This window comes from Actinomyces sp. zg328 (genome assembly GCF_009829635.1).
Taxonomy (GTDB): domain Bacteria; phylum Actinomycetota; class Actinomycetes; order Actinomycetales; family Actinomycetaceae; genus Actinomyces; species Actinomyces marmotae.
Window position 1 is genome coordinate 35,378 of the sequence record NZ_VWPE01000006.1, and the last position, 22,678, is coordinate 58,055.

A 22,678-nucleotide genomic window follows, 5' to 3' on the forward strand; every position below is an offset into this window, starting at 1 on the left:
CCGCCCGGGCCGCGCAAGCCGCCCGGGCCGCGCCCCGGGCGCTCAGAGCCCCGGGGGCCGGATGCGCCGGATCTCCTCGGGGAGCAGGGCGCGAATTCTCCCGATGAGGGCCTCGGCGGCGGGGTCGCTGGACGCCGCGGGATCGAGCAGATCGACGGCCGGCGAGGGAGGCGAGTCCAGGCGGATGCTGGACCAGGTGACGGAGAAGTCGGCGTCACGATCGAGGCAGGCCTGGATAAAGGCGCCGCGCAGGGCGGCCCGCGTCGGTGGGGCCTGGGTGACCGCCTGCTCGATCTCCTGGGGTGAGCACAACTCGGCCATCTGCCCCTGGGCGTGCAGGCGCTGGGTCAGGCCGCTGCTCGCGTCGAGGTCGTGGTAGGCCAGGTCCACCCGCCGCCGCAGCACGGAGAGCTCCTGCCCGCGCAGATCGGGGTGGCGCCGCCGGTGGGCTCGCATGACGCGCCGCTTGATCGCCCAGTCGATCTCCGTGTCGATGGCGCCGGCCTCCCGCGCCCGCAGGGCGCCGATGACCCGGGGGGCGAGGTCGCGCACGAGGTGCTCCGCGCCCTCGAGCGCGGGCGGGGCGCCGACGGCGTCGAGGCGGTCGAGCAGGCGCGCGAGGATCTCTTCCTGCACGTCCACGGGAGTGAGGGCCCGACCGTCACGGGCCCGCGCGGCCCAGTCCCCCCAGGGGCCCGAGCCCAGTGAGGCCAGCGCCTCCAGCGGGTCTGCCAGGACGATGCCGCCCATGTCGACGCCCGCCTCAAGGGCGTCGAGGAGCAGGATGGTCAGGGCGGCGCGCAGGCCCGTCGTCGTCGAGGACATCGTGGTGTCGGCGCAGGTGATGTGCAGGCGCCGCAGGCGGCCCGGGTCGGCGTGGGGCTCGTCCCGGGTGTTGACGAGGGCCCGCTCGCCGGTGGTGTCGGCCGAGGCCAAGGCGCGCAGGTGGGGCGCCCTGGGGGACAGCGCCCAGGCCGAGTCCTCACCGTCCTCGCGCTCCTGACCGTCCCCGGAGGCGCTGGCGGGCGCGGGGGCGCCCGAGCCCACGAGGACGGGCCGGGTGGCCAGGAAGGTGCAGAGCACAGGCAGGATCGCCTCCGGGCTCACGCGGCGGGGCAGGGAGTAGTTCTCGTGGCAGCCGTAGGTGTGGCCGGCGGAGTCGTTGTTGTTGGCCAGGACATGGATCGTCCCCGAGCCGCCGCCCCCAGCGCCCTCAACACCCCCGGAGCCCCCGGCGCGCGCGGCGAGCCCGGCCATGGATGCGATCAGGGCCCTGCCGGCCTCGTCCTGGGCGACGAGCTGGCGCACTGTGGCGCACTCGGCGGTGGCGTACTCGGGGTGCGAGCCGACATCGAGGTAGAGGCGCCCGCCGTTGGGCAGGAACAGGTTCGTGCCGCGGTAGCCCGGTGGGCGGTGGCGCATGAGCTCGTCGGCGGTGCGCGCGGGGTCCTCCGCTCGGCCGTCGGCGCCCAGGCGCAGCAGGCCGAACTCGGTCTCCAGGCCGAAGACGCGGCTCACTGCCCGCCCTTCTGGACGAAGCCCTGGACGAACTCCTGGGCGCCGACGGCGAGCACGTCGTCGATCATGTCCAGCACGCTTCCGAGGTCCTGGCCGCGCGCCGGGCCGGCGCCGCCGGGCTCAGGGGCGTCGTCCGGCGCGGGGTCGTCGTGGTAGGTGGATTGGGGCTGGGTGGACTCGCTCATCGCTGCTCTCCTCAATCGTGGGACGTCATGGTCGTGGAATGGTCGGGGCGCCGGCCCTGGTGAGGGCGGCGGCCTGGGGCGGGCCGAGGCGGCCGGCGCCCACGAGGGCCTCCAGGAAGTCCCTCGGGGTCCCGGGGGCCCGCAGCAGGGGCTCGGCCTGGGCCAGGCCGTAGGCCGTGGGCTCGTCGAGGGCCAGGCGCTCGTCGTGCTCGCCCCCGGCGTCGAGCACGACCGCCTGCCAGCCGGCGGCGCGCACGGCGCCGGGGAAGCGGGCCAGGAGGCGACCGCGCAACCACGCCCGGGTGGTGGGCGGCGGGGTGGCCAGAGCGGCGCGGACGCGCGCCTCATCGAGGCCCCCGGAGGCCGCCGCCGCGGCCGGGACCCTGCGCGCCAGGCCCGTGCCGACCTCGCCCCAGGCCAGGTCGACGGCGTGGAGGACGGGCTCGCCGGCCGCCCCCGGGTGGCGCTGGGCCGTGGCACGCAGGAGCTCGCCCTTGGCCACCCATTCCAGGTGTCCGGCGGCGCCGGGCTCCCCGGCGCGCAGGCGCCGGAGCTCGTTGATCGAGGCCTGCCAGAAGGCCAGGAGCGCCCCGGTCTCACGGCCGTCGGCGTCCAGGCCGTCCGCGAGCGCGGCGAGGTCGGGGATCAGTGGGTCGGAGTCGGGGGCCGGGTGGGGCGCCCCGGCGCGGTCGAGGTGGGCGACGACGGCGTCGAGGTAGGCCTCCAGCACGTCGAGGGGGTCGGCGCTCCCGCCGTCGGCCAGGGCCAGGCGGTGGGCGAGGGACGTGTCGCGCGAGACCGCGCGCAACTCGGCGATCGGATCGGCCAGGGCCAGGCGCTTCCAGGGCGCGGCGCCGGGGGCGGGGTCCTCCGCGCAGCGGCACACCAGGGCGGCGATGCCCAGCGCCAGCCAGGTGATGGTGGGGAAGGCGCTCGCGTCGCCGGGGATGAGGTGCAGGCGGCGCCAGCGGGCGGGGTCGGCGTGGGGCTCGTCGCGGGTGTTGATCAGGGGCCGGTTCATGACGGTGGGCAGTCCGATAACCGTCTCGATGTAGTCGGCCCGCTGGGAGGCCTGGAGGCGGGCGCCACTGGTGACCGCCCCGGTGCCGGCGCGCCCCGCCCCGGTGAGCAGGGGGCGCGCGACGAGCAGGGGGATGAGGGCCTGGGCCAGCGCCTCGAAGGGCACGGCCCGGGGGACGAGGATGTTCTCGTGGGTCCCGTAGGAGGCGCCCTTGCCGTCGATGTTGTTCTTAAACAGGCGCACGGGCACCCCCCGCGAGGCCAGGAGCGCCGCGCCGTCGGCGAGCAGGGCCTGGCCGGCCAGGTCGTGCAGGACGGCCTGGGCGGGGGTGGAGCACTCGGGGGTGGCGTACTCGGGGTGGCCGTGGTCGTCGTAGAGGCGGCCGCCGTCGGGCAGGCATGTGGAGGTGCCCCGCTGCCAGGTCTCCTCCAGATCGGTCAGGCGCGCGGCGGCGCTGGTGCGCGGGGCCCGGGCCGCGGGGACGGGCCCGGGGACGCCGGCCTCGTCGGTGAGCATGGCGGGGTGGGCGTCCTCGCGGCGCATCTCGAAGCCGCGGGCGTCGCGCAGGGGCTGCTCGGCGGTGTAGTCCCAGCGCACGCCCTCGGGGCGGCCGTCACGGCGGGCGGCCTCGAGGCAGGCGTCGATGACCTCCGCGGCGCCGGCCCCGAGGATCCCGTACTCGGTCTCGATGCCCATCACCCGGTCGGCCGGTCGCGGGCCAGGCCCGCTCACTCCGTTCCCCCCAGCGGCCGGGCGGCGGTGACGGGCACGCCGCGCCGGCCGGTGACCCTGGCCCAGTCCTCGGGGCGGGTGGCGGCCACGAGCCCCCTGCTCTCGTCGAGCTCGTCGGCCAGGGCGGCGCGCAGGTGCTCGGCGGTCAGGCCCCGCCGCCCGGTGGTCACCAGCTCCTTGATGGCGGCCTTCTTGGCGCGGTCGACGATGTTGGCGAGCATGGCGCCGCTGGCGAGGTCGGCGGCGCGCAGCACCTCCACGCTGCCGTCGGCGTGGGTGAGCTCGACCATCTCGCTCCCGGGGGCGTGGGAGTAGAGGCGGGCGACGACGTCGTCGATGAGGGCCCGGATGGCGGCCGATCGCCCGCCCGCCGAGGCGATGAGGCCGTCGCTCAGCGGGAGGTCCTCGGTGAGGTAGGTGGCCAGGATCTCGGCGGCGCCGTCGGCCGTGGGCCGGTTGATGCGGATCTTGACGTCAAGTCGGCCGGGCCGCAGGATGGCGGGGTCGATCATGTCCTCGCGGTTAGTGGCCCCGATGATGATGACGTTGTCGAGTTCGTCGACGCCATCGAGCTCGGCGAGCATCTGCGGCACCACGGTGGTCTCGACGTCGGAGGAGCGCCCGGAGCCGCGGGTGCGGAAGAGGGAGTCCATCTCGTCGAAGAAGACGACGACGGGGATGCCGGTGGCGGCCCTCTCCCGGGCGCGGGCGAAGATGACGCGGATGCGGCGCTCGGTCTCGCCGACGTACTTGTCGAGGAGCTGGGGGCCCTTGATGTTGAGGAAGTAGGCCTCGCCCCTGCCCTTGGCGCCGAGCGAGCAGGCCACCGCCTTGGCGATGAGAGTCTTGCCGCAGCCGGGGGGCCCGTACAGGAGGACGCCGCGCGGCGGGGTGAGCCGGTGCTCGCGGTAGAGGTCGGCGTGGAGGAAGGGCAGCTCGACGGCGTCGCGGATGAGCTCGATCTGGGGGCCGAGCCCGCCGATGTCCTCGTAGGAGACGTCCGGGGCCTCCTCCAGGAGGAGGTCCTCGACCTCGGCGCGGGTCAGGGGGCGCAGGGCCATGCGCGCCGCGAGGTCGGCCACGAGGACGTCCCCGGCGCGCGGGGCGCGGTGGGAGAGCCCGTCCGCGAGCGCGAGGACCATCTCCTCGTCGTGGCGGGCGGTGACCAGGACTGTGGAGTCGTCGTAGGCCTCCTTGACGCTCACGACCTCCCCGCCCCGGGGACCCGGCGCGGTGGCGGTGATGACGAGGTGCTCATTGAGGAGCACCTGGGCGCCGGGGGCGAGGGAGGAGGCGACGACGTCGGGCCCCACGCCCACGCGGTGGCGCCGGCCGGCCAGGGCGACGTCCGCGGTGCGCTCGGTGGCGTGGGCGGCGATGACCGTGGCGTGGGCCAGCGGCGGGGCCTGGAGGGCCTGGAGGTCGTCGTGGAGGGAGGCGAGCTCGGTGCGGGCGGCGCGCAGGGCGTTCGCGAGCAGGGTGTTCTTGCGGGTCAGGGTGGCGACGTCGTCGCTCAGCCCCGCGATGCGCGCGTCCAGGGATTCCTCGGTCATGCCCGCCTCCTCGTCATTGGGGATCCACGCGGCCAGTTCTGGCACAATCGTACCAATCCCCTCCCCCCTCGCGCGAGACCGGTCGAAAATTAGAGCGAGACCGGTCGAAAACAGGAGCGAGACCGGTCCTCGGGCCGAGGAGAGGGGCCGGGACCGGCCGATGGGGCCCGCCCCGCCCCTCACGGCCTGGTAGCCCACCTCACAGGCGCGTGGCCCCGCCCGCTTGGAGCGCTACGGCAGCACCGTGACAGAATCAGCGCCATGTCGCAGCCCAGCAACTCATCCCGTTTCATCCCCTCGCAGCTCCGCAGCCCGCGCGTGCCCGCCAAGGTGAGCACCGACGGCCTGGAGTCCACCTGGGGGCAGCGCTGGGAGGAGGATGGCACCTACGCCTTCGACCGCTCCGCCGAGCGCCCCGAGGTCTTCTCTATCGACACCCCTCCTCCGACGGCGTCGGGCTCACTGCACGTGGGGCACGTCTTCTCCTACACGCACACGGATACCCTCGCCCGCTACCAGCGGATGCGCGGCAAGGCCGTCTTCTACCCCATGGGCTGGGATGACAATGGCCTGCCCACCGAGCGCCGCGTCCAGAACTACTACGGCGTGCGCTGCGACCCCTCCCTGCCCTACGACCCCGACTTCACCCCCCCGCACACCGGCGGCGATGGCAAGTCCATCAAGGCCAGGGATCAGAAGCCGATCTCGCGACGCAACTTCGTCGAGCTCTGCGAGCGCCTGACCACCATCGACGAGGCCCAGTTCGAGGCCCTGTGGCGCCAACTCGGGCTGAGCGTGGACTGGAAGCAGACCTACCAGACCATCGGCGAGCGCGCCCGCAAGGTCGCCCAGGCCGCCTTCCTGCGCAACCTGGAGCGCGGCGAGGCCTACCAGGCGGCGGCCCCGGGCCTGTGGGATGTCACCTTCCAGACCGCCGTCGCCCAGGCGGAACTCGAGTCCCGCGAGTACCCGGGCTTCTACCACCGCCTGGCCTTCCACATCGTCGACGCCGACGCCGCCGAGCGCGCGGCCGCGGCGGGCGCCCCCATCGAGACCGGCCCGGCCGGGACCCGTGACGTGTGCATCGAAACCACCCGCCCCGAGTTGCTCGCGGCCTGCGTGGCGCTCATCGCCCACCCCGATGACGAGCGCTACCAGCCGCTCTTCGGCCAGACGGTGGCCTCCCCCGTCTTCGGCGTCGAGGTCCCGGTCCTGGCCCACCCGGCGGCGGAGAGGGACAAGGGCGCCGGCATCGCCATGTGCTGCACCTTCGGCGACACCACCGACATCGAGTGGTGGCGGGACCTCGGCCTGCCGCTGCGCGCCATCCTGCGCAAGGACGGGCGCATCGAGGCCGAGACCCCCGAGTGGATCACCACCGGGGCGGGCCGCGAGGCCTACGCGGCCATGGCCGGCAAGACCACCTACTCGGCGCGGGAGACCGTCGTGGCCGCCCTGGCCGCCAGCGGCGAGATGCGCGGCGAGCCGACCGCTACCACCCGCCAGACGAACTTCTTCGAGAAGGGCGACAAGCCCCTGGAGATCGTCACCTCCCGCCAGTGGTACCTGCGCAACGGCGGGAAGGAGTGGACGAATCCGGCCACGGGCGCCGACCTGCGCGCTGATCTGCTCGCCCGCGGTGCCGACCTCGACTTCCACCCCGATTTCATGCGGGTTCGCTATGAGAACTGGGTCAAGGGCCTCAACAACGACTGGCTCATCTCCCGCCAGCGCTTCTTCGGCGTGCCCTTCCCCGTCTGGTACGCGATCGGCGACGACGGCGAGGTGGACCACGCCCGCGTCCTGACCCCCGCCGAGGCCGAGCTGCCGATCGATCCCTCCTCGGACGTCCCGGCCGGCTACACCGAGGATCAGCGCGACCAGCCGGGCGGCTTCACCGCCGAGCTCGACATCATGGACACCTGGGCGACCTCCTCCCTGTCCCCCCAGTTGGTCTCCGGCTGGCTGACGGACGAGGACCTCTTCAACCGCGTCTACCCCATGGACCTGCGCCCCCAGGGCCAGGACATCATCCGCACCTGGCTGTTCTCCTCCGTGGTGCGCGCGAACCTGGAGTTCGGCTCACTGCCCTGGAGGCACGCGGGCATCTCCGGGTGGATCCTGGACTCTGACCACAAGAAGATGAGCAAGTCCAAGGGCAACGCGGAGACCCCCATGGGCCTGTTGGAGAAGTTCGGGGCCGACGCCGTGCGCTACTGGGCGGCCTCGGCCCGCCTGGGCCTGGACGCGGCCTTCGAGGAGCAGCAGATCAAGATCGGCCGCCGCCTGGCCATCAAGCTCCTCAACGCCTCCAAGTTCGCCCTGTCCATGGGCCTGCCCTGGGACGCCGATGAGGAGGCCCTCGCGGCCGCCCCCGCGCCAAGCCTGGACGCCACCGCCGTCACCGAGCCGATCGACCGGGCGGTCCTGGCGGCCCTGGCAGACGTGGTGGATGCCGCGACCACCGCCTTCGAGGGCTTCGAGCACGCCCGCGCCCTGGAGGCCGCGGAGTCCTTCTTCTGGACCTTCTGCGACGACTACATCGAGCTCGTCAAGGACCGTGCCAATGACCTGACCGGCTCCCACGACCCGGCCGCCGTCACGAGCGCCCGCACGGCGCTGGCCATCGCCGTGGACACCTTCGTGCGCCTCTTCGCGCCCTTCCTGCCTTTCGCCGCGGAGGAGGTGTGGAGCTGGTACCGCACCGGCAGCGTCCACCGCGCCTCCTGGCCCGAGGCCGCGCCCCTGCGCGAGGCCTCGGCCGGCGTCGACGCCGCCCTCGTGGCCCGCGCCGGCCAGGCGCTGGCGGCGCTGCGCAAGGTCAAGTCGGAGGCCAAGACGAGCCAGAAGACGCCGATCCTGTCGGTGGCGCTGGCCGTGGCCCCCGAGGCCGAGGCGAGCGTGGAGGCGGTTCGCTCCGACCTCCTCGAGGCTGCGAAGGTGACGGGCCCGATGACCCTGGCCGTGGCCGAGCCGGCCGCGGGCGACGACGGCGAGCCGGCCCCGGCCGTGACCGTCACCGCCGTCGAGCTCGGCGAGGCCCCGGCCAAGCCGAAGAAGGGCTGAGGACTGTGCCGCAACGGATCCCCGCTCCCGCCGGCACCGCGCCCCACCCGTCCCTGGGGGCCACGGCCGTCGTCGACGGCGTCGCCTCCAGCCCCCTGACCATGGGCGCCTCCGGCACCTGCGACAGCCGAGACACCGCGTCGGAGTGGACCGTCCCTTGGCTGCTGGCCGACCGCATCGCGCGCACCTCGGAGCGGCCCATCATCGAGCGGCGCAGTTCACTGGGCACGTGGACGCCGATCACCGCCCGGGCCTTCGGCGAGGAGGTCGCCCGGATCGCCGCGGGGCTCATCGGCCTGGGCCTGGAGGCGGGCATGAGCGTGGCGATCATGTTCCGCACCTGCTACGAGTGGACACTCCTGGACATGGCGATCGCCCGCGCCGGGCTGGTCTCCGTGCCCATCTACGAGACCGACTCGGCCGAGCAGATCGAGTGGATCCTCGGCGACGCCGACGTCCGCCTCGTCATCACCGAGACCTCCGGCCACGCGCTCGTGGTGGACGCCGCCATCAAGGCCCGCTCGGCCGCCGACCCCGGCGCCGCGAGCCCCCGGGTCCTGTCCCTGGACCGCGACGCCCTCACCGAGCTGACGACCGCCGGGCGCGCGATCTCGCGGGCCGTCGTCGAGGACCGCTCGGCCGCCGTGCGCCCCGAGGACGTCTTCTCCATCATCTACACCTCCGGCACGACGGGCCGCCCCAAGGGCGTCGAGATCACCCATCGCAACGCGGCGGGCCTGGCGCACAACGGCGTCCACTGGATCCCGGACCTCCTCAACCGCCCGGACACGCGCCTCCTGCTCTTCCTGCCGCTGGCGCACTCTTACGCGCGCTGCCTGGAGTTGCTGTCCCTGGCGGGACAGGGCGTGCTCGGGCACACCCCGGACGTCAAGACCCTCCTGCCGGACCTTCAGGCCTTCGGGCCCTCCTATGTGCTGGCCGTGCCGCGCGTATTGGAGAAGATCTACAACGCCGCCGATGCCAAGGCGGGCAGCGGCATGAGGCTGCGGACCTTCCGCTGGGCGGCGAAGGTCGCCATCGAGTACTCCCGCGCGCTGGACACCCCGATGGGCCCCTCAAGGTCGCTGGCCGCCTCGCACGCGCTGGCCGACCGCCTCGTCTACCGCGCGATCCGCGCCCTCTTGGGCCCCAACGCCCGTTTTGCTATCTCTGGAGGCGGGCCGCTGGGTGAGCGCCTCGGGCACTTCTACCGGGGCATGGGCCTGGAGATCCTCGAGGGCTATGGGCTGACCGAGACGATCGGCCCCACCTGCGTCAACCTCGACGCGCGCAACAAGATCGGCACCGTGGGCCCGCCCGTGTGCGGCAACGAGGTGCGGGTGGATGAGACCGGGGAGATCCTCGTGCGGGGCCTGGGCGTGTTCCGGAGTTACCACAACAACCCCGCCGCCACCGCCGAGTCTTTCACCCCCGATGGCTGGTTCCGTACCGGTGACATCGGGGCCATCGACGACGACGGCTGGGTGCGCATCACCGGCCGCAAGAAGGACCTCATCGTGACCGCGGGCGGCAAGAACGTGGCCCCGGCGATCCTTGAGGACCGGCTGCGCGGCCATCCCCTGGTCAGCCAGGTCCTCGTCCTGGGGGACAACGAGCCCTTCATCTCCGCGCTCATCACGCTGGACTCGGAGATGCTGTCCCAGTGGCTGCGCAATCACGGCCTTCCGGAGATGGGCGTGGTCGAGGCCGCGTCCCACCCGCAGGTGCTCGCCGCGCTGGAGCGCGCCGTGGCCCGCACCAACGAGGCGGTCTCCCGGGCCGAGTCGATCCGCGAGTTCCGCGTGCTCACCACGGACTTCACGGAGGCCAACGGCCTGCTCACCCCCTCGCTGAAGGTCAAGCGGGCCGCCGTCATGGAGGCCCATGCCGACGCCGTCGCCTCCATCTACGCCGGCAAGCTCCGGGGCCCACAGGCCTGACGCGCTCACGATCAGCGGAAGCCGCCGGTCAGGGGCGACTCCCGGGGCCGTTGGCGGGGCGTGGGGCACGTACGTGACCATGTTCGGGCCCCGCCGAGCGCCTCGGCGGGCGATGATGGGGCCATGACGAGCCCCGCGCACCCCGGCGCCGAGCCGGCGGACCCCCAGCAGCACGCTGCCAGCACCACCAGATCCACCCCGCTGGCGGCACCCGTCCACGACGGCATGACGGCCCCGTGGGCGCTGGCCGAGCGCGTGCGCCGCTCGCCATCGGCCCCGCTCGTCGCCCGCAGGCCCTCGGTCGGGCGCCACTGGATCCCCATGAGCGCGGCGGCGTTCCAGGCCCAGGTCCGCGAGGTGGCGGCCGGGCTCATGTCACTCGGGCTGCGCCCCGGGGACATGATCGCGATCATGTCCCACACCTGCTTCGAGTGGACCCTTCTGGACTTCGCCGCCTGGGAGGCGGGCCTCGTCGTGGTGCCGATCTATGAGACCTCCTCCGCCGAGCAGGCCGAGTGGATCCTCACCGACGCCTCCGTGAGGCTGGTGGTCGTCGAGAACGCCGTCATGGAGCAGATGATCGAGACGATCCGCTCGCGGGGCGCCGATCAGGCCGCCCTGGCGGAGCTGCGGGTCATGTGCCTGTCGCGCGGCGCTATCACGGATCTCATCGCCTCAGGCAAAGGCATGGACCGCGCCGGGCTCGACGCGCGCACCGCCGCGCTCACCAGCGCCGACCTGGCGACGATCGTCTACACCTCGGGCACCACGGGGCGCCCCAAGGGGGTGGAGCTCACTCACGGCAATCTCTTCCAGCTGGGCGTCAACGCCTGCGCGCACGTTCCCGAGGTGCTCGGCGCCGACGAGGTGCGCGCCCTGATGTTCCTCCCCCTGGCCCATGTGCTGGGGCGGTTCATCGAGATCGCCATCGTGTGCTCCGAGCGCGGCGTCATGGGCCACGCCCCGGATGTCAAGCACCTCGTGGACGACCTGGCGACCTTCTCCCCCACCTTCGTCGTCGCCGTGCCGAGGGTCTTCGAGAAGATCTATAACGCCGCGGACGCGCGCTCGACCGGCAACAAGCAGAAGGTCTTCCGCCTGGCCGCCAAGACGGCGATCGCCTACTCGCGCGCCCTGGACACCCCGGAGGGGCCCAGCCGCGGCCTGCGGGCGCAGATGAGGGTCTTCGACCGGCTCGTGTTCTCCAAGCTTCGCGCGCTCCTGGGCGGGAGAGTCACGCATGTCATCAGCGGCGGCGGCCCCCTGGGGGAGCGGCTGGGCCACTACTACCGGGGCGCGGGGGTGACCGTCCTGGAGGGTTACGGCCTGACCGAGACGGCCGCGCCCTGCGCCGTCACCCTGCCCGCGAGCATGCGGATCGGTACGGTTGGCGGCCCCATGCCGGGCACTGAGCTGCGCTTAGCCGACGACGGCGAGATCCTCGTGCGCGGCATCGGGCTGTTCCGGGGCTACCACGCCAACCCGGGGGCCACGGCCGAGGCACTCACCGCCGACGGCTGGCTGCGCACGGGCGATATCGGCGCGTTCGAGGACGACGGCTCGCTGCGTATCACGGGCCGCAAGAAGGAGCTCATCGTCACCGCCGGGGGCAAGAACGTGGCCCCGGCGGTCCTGGAGGACCGGCTGCGCGGCCACCCGCTGGTCAGCCAGGTGCTCGTCGTGGGCGACAACCGCCCCTGCATCGGCGCCCTGGTGACACTGGACGCGGAGATGCTGCCTCTGTGGCTCGCCTCCCACGGGATCGAGGATCTCGACCCCGTGTCGGCGGTGAGCGATCCGCGCGTGCGCGCGGCCCTGGAACGGGCGGTGGCCCGGGCCAATGAGGCCGTCTCGCGGGCGGAGTCGATTCGGGTCTTCACGGTGCTGCCGGGCGATTTCACGATCGACAACGGCCTGCTCACGCCCTCGCTCAAGGTGCGCCGGGCGGCGGCGCTGGAACGCTTCGCCGATGAGATCGACGCGCTCTACAGAAGGCCGGTGGCCTAAGGCGGGCGTGCCCGGGCCCGGGGCTCCAGGAGGGCCGCTCAGGCGGGCTCCAGGAGGGCCGCTCAGGCGGAGAGCTCGTCGCGGATCTCCTCGTGGTGGCGGATGACCTCCGCGACGATGAAGGCGAAGAACTTCTCCGCGAAGACGGGGTCGAGCCCGGAGTCCTTGGCCAGCGCTCGCAGGCGGGCTACCTGGCGGGCCTCCCGCTCGGAGTCCGCCGGCGGCAGGTCGAGGCGCGCCTTGAGCTCGCCGACCTGCTGGGTGCAGCGGAAGCGCTCGGCGAGGAGGTGGACGAGGGCGGCGTCGAGATTGTCGATGGTGACGCGGTAGCGCGCGAGGTCGGCGGGAACCCCGGGGATGTCCCGCTCAACGGCCTCGGAGGCGCTCATGCGGTCCGGCTCCTGCCGTGCTCGGCCTTGCGGGTCGAACTGAGCGAGCCGGTACCGGCCTCGTAGCGGGGGCGGGCGGTGCCGCCAACGGCATCGGCGTCGACGACGACGCGCCCGACCTCGGGCATGGAGGGCACCTCGAACATGGCCTCTCCCAGGACCTCCTCGACGATGGAGGTCAGGCCCCTCGCGCCGGTCTTGCGCTCCAGGGCCTTGGCGGCGATGGCCTCGATGGCCTCGTCGGTGAAGACGAGTTCGACGCCGTCGAGCCCGAAGAGGTACTGGTACTGGGACACGAGGGCGTTCTTGGGCTCGGTCATGACGCGCACGAGTTCGGGCACGCCGAGGTCCTGCACGGTGGCGATGACGGGCAGGCGGCCGATGAACTCGGGGATGAGGCCGAAGGTGTGCAGGTCCTCGGGGCGCACCGGGGAGGTGAAGACGTCCTTGGCCTGGTCCTTGGCCAGGGTCGCGCCGAAGCCGACGAGTTGGGCGCCGACCTCCTTGCGCTGGCGAGCGCGCACGATCTCCTCGATGCCGGCGAAGGCGCCGGCGGCGATGAACAGGATGTTCGTCGTATCGATTTCGAGGAACTCCTGGTGGGGGTGCTTGCGCCCGCCCCCGGGGGGGACCGAGGCGGTGGTGCCCTCGATGATCTTCAGGAGGGCCTGCTGGACGCCCTCGCCGGAGACGTCGCGGGTGATCGAGGGGTTCTCGGCCTTGCGGCCGATCTTGTCGATCTCGTCGATGTAGATGATGCCCTTCTCGGCGCGCTTGACGTCGCCGTCGGCGGCCTGGATGAGCTTGAGGAGGATGTTCTCCACGTCCTCCCCCACGTAGCCGGCCTCAGTGAGCGCGGTGGCGTCAACGATGCAGAAGGGGACGTCCAGAAGCTTGGCCAGGGTGCGGGCCAGATGCGTCTTGCCGGTGCCGGTGGGGCCGAGCAGGAGGATGTTGGACTTGCCGAGCTCCAGGCCGTCGCCCTCGGCGACGGCGCGCTCGCGCACCTGGACGCGCTTGTAGTGGTTGTAGACGGCCACGCTCATGGCCCGCTTGGCGCCCTCCTGGCCGATGACGTAGCCGTTGAGGAAATCGAAGATCTCCTGCGGCTTGGGCAGCTCGAGGGGCACGCCGACGGAGCCGGAGCCGAGCTCCTCGTCGACGATCTCGTTGCACAACTCGATGCACTCGTCGCAGATGTAGACCCCGGGGCCGGCGATGAGCTTCTTGACCTGCTTCTGGCTCTTGCCGCAGAAGGAGCACTTGAGCAGGTCGACGCTCTCAGCATTGCGTGGCACGTGTCCCCCTAGTGTCGTCGGGTCCGCTCCCAGGCGGCGCGGGGAGCGACGCTGGTATCAGGGAACGGGGTGCCGCCAGCCTATTAGGTCGAGCGTCCCAGCGCGAGGGCCGTGCCCGGCGAGCCCCTGAGCGATCACCCACCCGGTGGCGGGGCGCCGGGCGGTGCCCGCCGCGCCGGGCGGTGCCATCCACACCCAGCGGTGCTATCCACACCCAGCGGTGCCATCCACCCCGACTGGTGCCACCCACCCCGACTGGTGCCATCCACACCGAGCGGTGCGGGGAGGACGCACCAGTGGGTGGAATCAGCACCACTCAGGGCCAATGGCACCCATCGGGCACCACGGGGCGTCAGGACGAGTGCGGGGAGGACGCACCAGTCGGTTCCCGCCGCGCCGAGCGGCACCATCCACACCCACTGGTGCGGGGAGGACGCACCTGTGGGTGGAATCAGCACCACTCAGGGCCGATGGCACCCATCGGGCACCACGAGACGTCAGGACGAGTGCGGAGAGGACGCACCAGTCGGTTCCCGCCGCGCCGAGCGGCGCCATCCACACCCACTGGTGCGGGGAGGACGCACCTGTGGGTGGAATCAGCACCACTCGGGGCCGATGGCACCCATCGGGCACCACGGGGCGTCAGGACGAGTGCGGGGGACGCATCAGCCGGTTCCCGCCGCGCCGAGCGGCGCCATCCACACCGACTGGCGCCATCCACACCCACTGGTGCGGGGAGGACGCACCAGTGGGTGGAATCAGCACCACTCAGGGCCAATGGCACCCATCGAGCGCCACGGGATGCCAGGAGGAATGCGGGGAGGGCACACCAGTCGGTTCCCGTCGCGCCGAGCGGTGCCATCCATACCCAGCGGTGCCATCCACCCCGAGCGGTGCCATCCACACCCACTGGTGCGGGGAGGACGCACCTGTGGGTGGAATCAGCACCACTCAGGGCTGATGGCACCGCTCAGGGCTGATGGCACCACTCAGGGCCGATGGCACCCATCGAGCGCCACGGGGCGTCAGGACGAGTGCGGGGAGGGCGCGGCCTTGCGGGGGCTGAGCACCTGGTCGACGATCCCGTACTCCTTGGCGGCGGCGGCGGTGAGGATCTTGTCGCGCTCCAGATCTTTGTGGATCATGTCGCGGTCCCGGCCGGTGTGCGAGGCCAGGGTGTCCTCCAGCCAGGCGCGCATGCGGTCGATCTCGTCGGCGACGATCTCGATGTCGCTGGCCTGGCCGTGCACGCCCTCCATGGCGGGCTGATGGATGAGCACGCGGGCGTTGGGCAGGGCCAGACGCTTACCCGGGCTGCCCGCGGCCAGCAGCACGGCGGCAGCGGAGGCGGCCTGGCCCAGGCAGACGGTCTGCACCTGCGGCTTGATGTACTGCATCGTGTCGTAGATGGCGGTCAGCGCCGTGAAGGAGCCGCCGGGGCTGTTGATGTACATGGTGATGAGCCCATCGGGATCCTGGGACTCCAAGACGAGGAGCTGGGCCATGATGTCATCGGCGGAGGCGTCGTCGACCTGGACGCCCATGAAGACGATGCGGTCCTCGAAGAGCTTGGCGTAGGGGTCCTGGCGCTTGAAGCCGTAGGCGGTGCGCTCCTCGAACTGGGGCAGCACGTAGCGGGACTGCGGCATGGCGGCCGCAGCGCCGACCGCGGCAGCGGGGCCCATCTGGCGCGCGATGGCCTCGAAGTAGGGACGAGTGCTCATATCAGTTCTCCCCGTTCTGGTGGCCGATCTCCCGGCTGGAGCGCACGATGTGGTCGACGAAGCCGTACTCGAGGGCCTCGGGGGCGCTGAACCAGTGGTCGCGGTCCGAGTCGGCGATGATCTCCTCGACGGTGTGGCCGGTGTTGGCGGCCGTGATCTCGGCGAGCTCCTGCTTCATCTTGATGATGAGGTCGGCGTTGATGCGGATGTCCGTGGCGGAGCCACCGGCGCCGCCGGAGGGCTGGTGCATGAGCACGCGGGCGTGCGGGGTCAGGTAGCGCTTGCCCTTGGCTCCGGCGCTGAGCAGGAACTGCCCCATGGAGGCGGCCATGCCGGTGGCGACGGTGACGACGTCGGGCTGGACATACTGCATGGTGTCGTAGATGGCCATGCCGGCGGTCACCGAGCCGCCAGGGCTGTTGATGTAGAGGTAGATGTCCCTGTCGGGGTCCTCGGCGGCCAGCAGCAGCATCTGGGCGCAGATGGCGTTGGCGTTGTCATCGCGCACCTCCGATCCCAGCCAGATGATGCGCTCCTTGAGGAGCCTGTTGTAGATGGAGTCGGTCAGGCCCAGCCCCGCGCCCTGGCCCTCATGGGCACTGGGGGCGGCGGCCGCGCCGGGGCGCGTGTGGAACTCGCTCACGTCTGTCCTCTCGTGTCGGTGGGTCAACGCTAACGCGAGGCGGCGAAGCGCCATGCCCGCCCCCGTGGCCTTTTCGCTCACGGCACAGGGTTCGCCGGGCGGCCGTCTCCCTCACCGGAGGGGTAGCGCCATCATGCGCCCACCCGCGCCCTGGAACTGGCCCGCCCCCTCACCGGAGGGGTAGCACGGGCCCGGGGATCAGGTTAGTCTGACCTCATTCTCATTTTTCACGACTGTCGAGGGGATTAATCATGGCGGCGGAGCATCACCCATCCCGGGACGAGGGCATGAGCGCCTCTGCGGTCCACGGCCAGCGCCAAGGACCCGAGGCCTCGCGCATGCAGGGGCACTGGCTGCTCGCCAAGCTCGGCAAGCGGGTGCTGCGCCCCGGCGGCATCGAGCTCACCCGCCGCCTCCTCAAGGCCGTTGACATCCACCCGGGGCAGCGCATCGTCGAGCTGGGGCCGGGCGTGGGCCGCACCGCCGAGATCCTCCTGAGATCCTCCCCCGCCTCCTACAGGGCCGTCGACCCCAACCCAGAGGGCCGCGAGCAGGTGGCCGCCGTCCTCGCGGGGCACCCGCGGGCCGACTACGTCGTCGCCGATGCCGCCGACACGGGGCTCCCCACGGGCGAGGCCGATCTCGTTGTCGGCGAGGCGATGCTGACCATGCAGTCGGAGGAGGGCAAGAGGGCGATCGTCGCCGAGGCCGCCAGGATCCTGGCCCCCGGGGGCCGGTACGCGATCCACGAACTGGCCCTGCGCGCTGATCGCGGGGAGGAGGAGAGGGAGGCCGCCCGCAAGCGCCTGTCCCGGATCATCAAGGTCGGGGCCAGGCCGCTGCCCGAGGAGGAGTGGCGCGCCCTCCTGACAGAGGCCGGGCTGGAGGTCGTGTGGACCGGGACGGCCCCGATGCGCCTGCTCGAGCCCCGCCGCCTCATCGCCGACGAGGGGATCGTCGGGACCCTCCGCTTCTGGCGCGCCGTGCGGCGCACGCCCGGGGCCCTGGACCGCGTCAAGGCGATGCGGGAGACTTTCCGGGCACAGGGCGAGCTGCTGAGCGCCGTCGGCATCGTCGCGCGCAAGCCCGCTTCCGCCTGAGGGCGGACCGGGCCCGCCACGCCGGGCCCACCACGCCGGGCCCGCCACGCCGGGCCCACCACGCCGGGCCCGCCACGCCGGCCCAGCCACGCCGGGCCCGCGCGCCCCATCCACCCGTCCACTCACCCATCCGCCAACCCCCGACCGTGAAAGGAGCACCCACCATGCCCACCACGCCCGTCTCGGAATCCCTGTTCCGCCTGGGCCTCAACGAGGCCCTGCCCGTCTCCGAGGAGGCCACGACGTCGCGAGTCGTGGTCAACAACGACGTCCTGCGCACCGTGATCTTCACCTTCGATGCCGGCCAGTTGCTCACCGAGCATGCCTCCCCCAAGGCGGTGGTCGTCACGCTCCTGGAGGGCGAGATGGACTTCTGCGTCGGCGGGCGGACCGAGCGCCTGGCGGCGGGCGATGTCGTCTACCTGGCCCCGGGCGACCGCCACGCCCTCACGGCCGTCACCGCCTGCCGCATGCAGCTCGTCATGGTCGACGTCGGCGGCCAGTGAGCGCGCTGCGGGCGGGCGCCGGCGGGACCCGTGCGGGCCGGTCTCACGGGGCCGTGCGCTGCGGCGCCCGGCTGCGCCCCGCCCACCACAGGCACCCCGCCGCCAGGGCGGTCCCCCAGCCGAGGGCCCCGGCCGCCCAGGGCAGCCAGGCGGCGCCCTCCCCCATGGCGGCCAGGGCCCGCAGCGGCCACCACGTCGGCACGACGGCGAACCACGGCGCCTGTCCCCCGCCCCCGGCGTGATCGAGGACCGGCAGGACGAGGACGAGCAGGCCGAGCTTGACCGCGGCCACCCCCTGGACCGTGCCCGTGGCGAAGGCGGCCAGGGCAAGGGCGGTGGCGGCCGCCAGCGGGGCGCAGGCCAGGGCCAGGGCGGTGGCGCGCGCCCACCCGGTGCCCGCGCACGATGCCAGCCCCGCGGCGACGGCGGGCACGCTCACGGCGGCCGCCTGCCCGGCCCGCCACCCGAGGTAGCGGTGGAGGGACAGCGGGGTGACGGCGATCATCTGCCAGGTCGCCTCCTCCTTGTCCTGCAGCAGCATGAACCCGACGACGGTGCCGATCATGACGGGCAGCACCACCGTGAGGACGAGGCCCGTCAGCAGCGCCAGCCAGGCCTCACCGTCCAGGCCGTGGGCGTGCAGCATCCCTGCCAGCGGCTCGGCCCCCAGGCGCACCGCCAGGACCATGACGAGCGGCAGCAGGGCCAGCCACCACAGCAGGTCGTCGCGCGCCAGACGGCGCACGTCCATCGGGACCAGCGCCGCCAGCACCCCGACCGTCCCCGGCCGCCGTCCGCCCGGGCGCCGCAGGCGGAGCGGGAGATCCGGGAGGCCCGAGGGATGCCGGCTCCGCGGGCAGAGCCGGTGGGGCGCTCGGCGCGGGCTGCCGCTCGCGATATCGTCCCAGCGCGCCGCGCTCCCAGCGGCGCGCCGCCGGCTCCCCCCGGCGTCGTCGACCACCGCACCGCGCAGCCGCCGGCCCGCCACGGCGCCACCGACCAGGGACCAGATGGCCGCTGCGAGCACCGCGGGAACGGACAGGGCCGCGGGCGCCTGCCCGAAGGCGATGCGCAGGAGGACCACCGGCCCCTGAAGGGGGTGGAGCCAGTAACCCCACCAGCCCTCGGCCACCCCCAGCAGCGGCAGGACCGGCACCGCGAAGCCGATCGTCCACACCCCCGAGGGCAGCAGGAAGGACGCGGCCGACCGGTAGCCGGCCACCGCGACGGCCCCGTAAAGGACCTCGAGCACCGCCAGCAGGGCCACGCCCGCCAGGAAAGCGGGCCAGGCCACCGCCGTCCCCGAGACGAGGACGAGGGCCGCCGACTCGACGACGGCCAGCAGGACGAGGGAGGCGGCGAGGGCGGCGAGGTACTCCCCCACCCGCATCGGGCTCACGGCCCGGCACATGAGGGAGCCCTCGCCCCGTTCGGCCAGGACCTGGACGGCGGCGAAGTAGAAGCAGGTGATCGTCATCTCCCCCAGCAGCAGGACGGGCCACCACCGGGGCGGCAGCGCCGCGAGCCCCCGCAGGAGCAGAGCGCCGACGAGGCCGACCACCACCACGACCAGCCAGTAGCCGCCTGCGGCCTGCAGGCGCAGGTTGAGGCGCACCGTCACGGCCGTGCGGCGCAGTGCCGGCGCACTCATCGCAGGTCCCGTCCCGTCACGTGGCGGAAGACGGCGCCCAGGTCCGCCTCCTGGCTGTGCAGGGACAGGGCCTCGTGCTCGCGCAGGTCGCGGTGGAAGCGCTCGTCGTCGGCCAGGCCGTCCAGGGGGTAGGCCCCGTCGCCCCCGTCCCAGGCGAGGAGGACCCGGCGCGAGCCGTGGCGCCTGCGCAGCACCTCGGGGGCGCCGAGCTCGACGAGGCGGCCGTCGACGACGAAGCCCACCCGGTCGCAGACGCGCTGCGCCAGCACCATGTCGTGGGTCGTCACGACGATGGTGCACCCCCGCTCGCGCTCCTGGGCGATGAGATGCTCGATACGGGCCACGCCCGCCGGGTCCAGGCCCGCCGTCGGCTCATCGAGGAACAGGAGACGGGGACGGGCGAGCAGGGCCCGGGCGACGTTGAGGCGCACGCCCATGCCCTTGCTCATGGCGGAGGCCCGCGTGGCGGCGTCGTCGTCGAGTCCCACGGCCTCCAGCAGCTGGTCGGGGTCGCGGGTCACCCCGGGGTGCAGGCGGGCGGTGTAGACGAGGTTCTCCCGGACGGTGAGCCGGCCGATGGACACCGGGCGCTCGAAGGCGACGCCGACGGCCTCGTACAGCTCCCTGCCCCACAACGAGACCTCCCGCCCCAGGACGCGGGCGGTGCCCGTGTAGCCGCGCAGCAGGCCGATGAGCACCCGCTGCAGGGTGGACTTGCCCGCACCGCTGGGCCCCAGGAGGCCGAGGACCTCGCCGACCTCGACCGTGAGCTCGACGTCCTCCAGGGCGGGGCGCTGCGCCCCGCGGTAGGTGAAGCCGAGCCCCCGGGTCGCCACGGCGGGGGCCGGGGCGCTCACAGCTCCTCCCGGGCGAGGGCGGCGGTGAGCAGCGTGACGGTGTCGGCGGCGACCGCGGCGATCTCGGGCCGGTCGAAGGCGCTGCCGTCCGTCGCCGCCTGCTCGGCCGTGACACCGAAGCGGCGCATGACGTGGTCGGGCAGGCCGGCCATGACGTGGACGAGCACCCAGGCCGCGGTGGCGGGGTCGACGTCGGCGCGCAGCTCGCCGTCGTCCTGACCGCGGCGCACGGCCCGCTCCACCCAGCGGATGAGATCGGTGTCGTCCTGCGTGAGCGCGGCCGGGTCGAGTGGGGAGTCGGGGGCGAAGGCGCGGGCGAGCACGGACCAGCCGAGCGGGTCTCGGGCCTGGAAGCCGTGGCTGCCGCGGACGAGTCCGGTGAGGACCTGCTCGAGGCTCGCCTCGGGCACGGGCGTGTCGACGAGGGCGAGCCGGTCGCGCATGAGCCCGCCCACAAGGTGGGCGTAGGCGTCGCGCTTGTCCTCGAAGTACTGGTAGAAGCTGCCCTTGGAGATGCCCGCTGCGGCCGTCATGCGGTCGACGGAGGCGCGGGTGTAGGAGCACGTGGCGAACTCGTGCTTCATCGCGTTGAGGACCCGGGCGCGCTTGTCCTCGGGGAGGTTGGCGAAGGTGGGCGTGGGCACGAGGGGCCTCCTTGCGACCGTATGACTTGCCAGTCATATGACTGATGAGTCATACGGTAGTCCGCGCGCTCGCCGTACGGCAAGGGACGCACGGTGCTCCGGGGCGCGGGGCGCGCAGCCGAGCGAACTCGTCAGGAACAGCACCAGTTCTCGCGGGGAACAACACCAGTTCTCGCGGGGATGGAGGCGCTGAGCACACGCGTGGGGCCCGACACCGAGACGGTGCCGGGCCCCACGGGGATGATGCGGTGCGTTCAGCTCACTCGGCGCTGGCGGCGCTGGCGGAGGAGGCCGATGACGGGCTGGACGGCGAGGAGCCGGCCGAGCCGTTCTTCTGGGCGGCGTCGGCCGGGGTGGCGACGCGCTCGACCTCGTCGACGATGGCGGCGGCGTCGGCCTCATCGGAGCCGATGAACTCGCTGAGGTCGAGCTCCTTGCCCGCCGAGTCCTTGACGGTCACCTGGCGCAGGGCCAGGGCGAGGGACTTGTTGCGGGCGAGCTCGGAGACGAAGGCCGGGATCTGACCGGCCTGCTGGGCGCCCTGCATGAACTGGCCGGGCTCCATGCCGTACTGCTGGGCGGTCTGGAAGAGGAAGTCCAGGAGTTCGCTCTGGTCGACGCGCACGTCGAGGGTCTCGGCGAGGACGTCGAGGATGATCTGGTCGCGCACGCCGCTGGCGACGTCGTCGCTGATCTCGGCGGCGTGCTCCTCGTCACCCTCCTTGCCCTCGGCGGCCAGGTGCTGGGTGATCTCGTTGTCGATGACGGCCTGGGGGACCTCGAAGTCGACCTTCTCACGAAGCAGGTCGAGGAGGGCGTCGCGGGCGGCGACGGCCTGGTCGGCGGTCTTGCGGTTGGTGGCCTGCTTGGCGAGGTCCTCGCGCAGCTCGGCGATGGTGTCGAACTCGGAGGCCATCTGGGCGAACTCGTCGTCCGCCTCGGGCAGCTCGCGCTGCTTGACGGCGGAGGCGGTGACGGTGACCTCGGCCTCCTCACCGGCGTGCTCGCCGCCAGCGAGCTCGGTGGTGAAGGTGGCGGACTCCTCGGCCTTGAGGCCGCGCAGGGCCGTGTCCAGGCCCTTGAGCATGTTGCCCTTGCCGATCTCGTAGGAGACGCCGGAGACGGAGTCGACCTCCTCGCCGTCGATGACGGCCGTCAGGTCGATGGTGACGAAGTCACCGGTCTTGGCCTTGCGGCCCACAGACTTCAGCGAGCCGAAGCGGGCGCGCAGAGAGTCGAGCTCGGAGTCGATGTCCTCCTCGCCCACCTCGACGGCGTCGACGGTCAACTCGACGCCGTCCAGCTCGGGCAGGTCGAACTCGGGGCGCACGGTGACCTCGGCGGTGAAGACGAGCTGGCCGCCGTTGGCGCCGGTGACGTTGGGCAGCTCGGTGACCTCGACCTCGGGCTGGAGCAGCGGCACGCGGCCGGACTCCGCCATGGCGTCGCGGTAGCGGTTGGGCAGTTCGGCGTTGACGGCCTCCTGGATGACGGAGGCACGGCCGACGCGCTGGTCGATGATGCGGGCGGGGACGTGGCCGCGGCGGAAGCCGGGGATCTGGACCTGCGAGCCGATCTCCTTGTAGGCGGCGTCGAGGCTGGGCTTGAGCTCCTCGTAGGGGACCTCCACGGTCAGCTTGATGCGCGCGGGGTCTAGGTTCTCGACAGTGCTCTTCACGGGGATCTACTCCGAATGCTGGGTTGCAGGTGCGCCGTCGTCCGGCGGACGCCCATGGATGGCGTCAATCCCGGTCATCCTATGGCACTCGCCGGTGAGCGGTGAAAACAGCCGGGAGCCCCCGCCTATGGCGCTGGGCACAACCGGCACCGGGCCCGTCCCGACG

The 22,678-nt window shown here is 72.7% G+C and carries 17 protein-coding genes; 5 read left to right on the forward strand and 12 right to left on the reverse strand.

The window, feature by feature from the left end; all coding sequences use genetic code 11:
* Nucleotides 1-42: 42 nt before the first annotated feature.
* From GVV75_RS04675 to arc, 4 genes are read right to left on the reverse strand one after another with little or no spacing between them, the layout of a single operon-like run.
* On the reverse strand, nucleotides 43-1,518 hold the full coding sequence (locus GVV75_RS04675) for a proteasome accessory factor PafA2 family protein (RefSeq protein ID WP_159813713.1): 1,476 nt from the start codon (nucleotides 1,516-1,518) through the stop codon (nucleotides 43-45).
* Nucleotides 1,515-1,703 carry a ubiquitin-like protein Pup gene (locus GVV75_RS04680; protein ID WP_159718375.1) on the reverse strand — a complete coding sequence of 63 codons (189 nt, stop codon included), beginning with the start codon at nucleotides 1,701-1,703 and terminating at the stop codon, nucleotides 1,515-1,517. The genes GVV75_RS04675 and GVV75_RS04680 overlap by 4 nt, the downstream gene beginning before the upstream one ends.
* Nucleotides 1,704-1,728: 25 nt before the next feature.
* Nucleotides 1,729-3,420, reverse strand: coding sequence for a proteasome accessory factor PafA2 family protein (locus tag GVV75_RS04685; RefSeq protein WP_159813715.1), 1,692 nt, complete (start codon nucleotides 3,418-3,420; stop codon nucleotides 1,729-1,731).
* Nucleotides 3,421-3,452: 32 nt separating this feature from the next.
* On the reverse strand, nucleotides 3,453-5,009 hold the full coding sequence (gene arc, locus GVV75_RS04690; RefSeq protein ID WP_159813717.1) for a proteasome ATPase: 1,557 nt from the start codon (nucleotides 5,007-5,009) through the stop codon (nucleotides 3,453-3,455).
* 261 nt (nucleotides 5,010-5,270) lie between these two features.
* On the opposite strand from arc, the gene valS reads away from it, so the two are divergent.
* From valS to GVV75_RS04705, 3 genes are all read left to right on the forward strand, one after another.
* Complete coding sequence (gene valS, locus GVV75_RS04695; protein ID WP_159813719.1) at nucleotides 5,271-8,075, forward strand: valine--tRNA ligase; 2,805 nt, start codon at nucleotides 5,271-5,273, stop codon at nucleotides 8,073-8,075.
* Between the two features lie 101 nt (nucleotides 8,076-8,176).
* Nucleotides 8,177-10,015 carry an AMP-dependent synthetase/ligase gene (locus GVV75_RS04700; RefSeq protein WP_236266065.1) on the forward strand — a complete coding sequence of 613 codons (1,839 nt, stop codon included), beginning with the start codon at nucleotides 8,177-8,179 and terminating at the stop codon, nucleotides 10,013-10,015.
* A gap of 123 nt (nucleotides 10,016-10,138) precedes the next feature.
* Nucleotides 10,139-12,022, forward strand: coding sequence for an AMP-dependent synthetase/ligase (locus GVV75_RS04705; protein WP_159813723.1), 1,884 nt, complete (start codon nucleotides 10,139-10,141; stop codon nucleotides 12,020-12,022).
* Nucleotides 12,023-12,084: 62 nt separating this feature from the next.
* On the opposite strand, the gene GVV75_RS04710 is transcribed toward GVV75_RS04705, so the two are convergent.
* From GVV75_RS04710 to GVV75_RS04725, 4 genes are all read right to left on the reverse strand, one after another.
* Nucleotides 12,085-12,411, reverse strand: a complete 327-nt coding sequence (locus tag GVV75_RS04710) for a chorismate mutase (RefSeq protein ID WP_159524562.1) — start codon at nucleotides 12,409-12,411, stop codon at nucleotides 12,085-12,087.
* Nucleotides 12,408-13,709, reverse strand: a complete 1,302-nt coding sequence (clpX, locus tag GVV75_RS04715) for an ATP-dependent Clp protease ATP-binding subunit ClpX (RefSeq protein ID WP_159524561.1) — start codon at nucleotides 13,707-13,709, stop codon at nucleotides 12,408-12,410. The genes GVV75_RS04710 and clpX overlap by 4 nt, the downstream gene beginning before the upstream one ends.
* 1,025 nt (nucleotides 13,710-14,734) lie before the next feature.
* Complete coding sequence (locus tag GVV75_RS04720; protein WP_159813725.1) at nucleotides 14,735-15,433, reverse strand: ATP-dependent Clp protease proteolytic subunit; 699 nt, start codon at nucleotides 15,431-15,433, stop codon at nucleotides 14,735-14,737.
* Between the two features lies 1 nt (nucleotide 15,434).
* A complete protein-coding gene (locus tag GVV75_RS04725) occupies nucleotides 15,435-16,076 on the reverse strand; it encodes an ATP-dependent Clp protease proteolytic subunit (protein ID WP_159524559.1) in 642 nt (213 codons plus the stop codon).
* A gap of 287 nt (nucleotides 16,077-16,363) precedes the next feature.
* On the opposite strand from GVV75_RS04725, the gene GVV75_RS04730 reads away from it, so the two are divergent.
* Together GVV75_RS04730 and GVV75_RS04735 are read left to right on the forward strand one after the other, a co-directional pair.
* Nucleotides 16,364-17,176, forward strand: a complete 813-nt coding sequence (locus tag GVV75_RS04730) for a class I SAM-dependent methyltransferase (protein ID WP_236266061.1) — start codon at nucleotides 16,364-16,366, stop codon at nucleotides 17,174-17,176.
* A 164-nt stretch (nucleotides 17,177-17,340) separates the two neighbouring features.
* Nucleotides 17,341-17,682, forward strand: coding sequence for a cupin domain-containing protein (locus GVV75_RS04735; RefSeq protein WP_159718365.1), 342 nt, complete (start codon nucleotides 17,341-17,343; stop codon nucleotides 17,680-17,682).
* A 43-nt stretch (nucleotides 17,683-17,725) separates the two neighbouring features.
* Here GVV75_RS04735 and GVV75_RS10100 read toward each other — a convergent pair whose 3' ends face one another.
* From GVV75_RS10100 to tig, 4 genes are all read right to left on the reverse strand, one after another.
* The gene (locus GVV75_RS10100; RefSeq protein ID WP_201288706.1) at nucleotides 17,726-19,333 is read right to left on the reverse strand and encodes a fluoroquinolone export ABC transporter permease subunit; all 1,608 of its coding nucleotides are present in this window, start codon (nucleotides 19,331-19,333) and stop codon (nucleotides 17,726-17,728) included.
* The gene (locus GVV75_RS04745; RefSeq protein ID WP_159718363.1) at nucleotides 19,330-20,190 is read right to left on the reverse strand and encodes an ABC transporter ATP-binding protein; all 861 of its coding nucleotides are present in this window, start codon (nucleotides 20,188-20,190) and stop codon (nucleotides 19,330-19,332) included. The genes GVV75_RS10100 and GVV75_RS04745 overlap by 4 nt, the downstream gene beginning before the upstream one ends.
* Nucleotides 20,187-20,834, reverse strand: a complete 648-nt coding sequence (locus GVV75_RS04750) for a TetR/AcrR family transcriptional regulator (RefSeq protein WP_166855744.1) — start codon at nucleotides 20,832-20,834, stop codon at nucleotides 20,187-20,189. The genes GVV75_RS04745 and GVV75_RS04750 overlap by 4 nt, the downstream gene beginning before the upstream one ends.
* Nucleotides 20,835-21,093: 259 nt before the next feature.
* Complete coding sequence (gene tig / locus GVV75_RS04755) at nucleotides 21,094-22,512, reverse strand: trigger factor (RefSeq protein ID WP_159813727.1); 1,419 nt, start codon at nucleotides 22,510-22,512, stop codon at nucleotides 21,094-21,096.
* Between the last annotated feature and the right edge of the window lie 166 nt (nucleotides 22,513-22,678).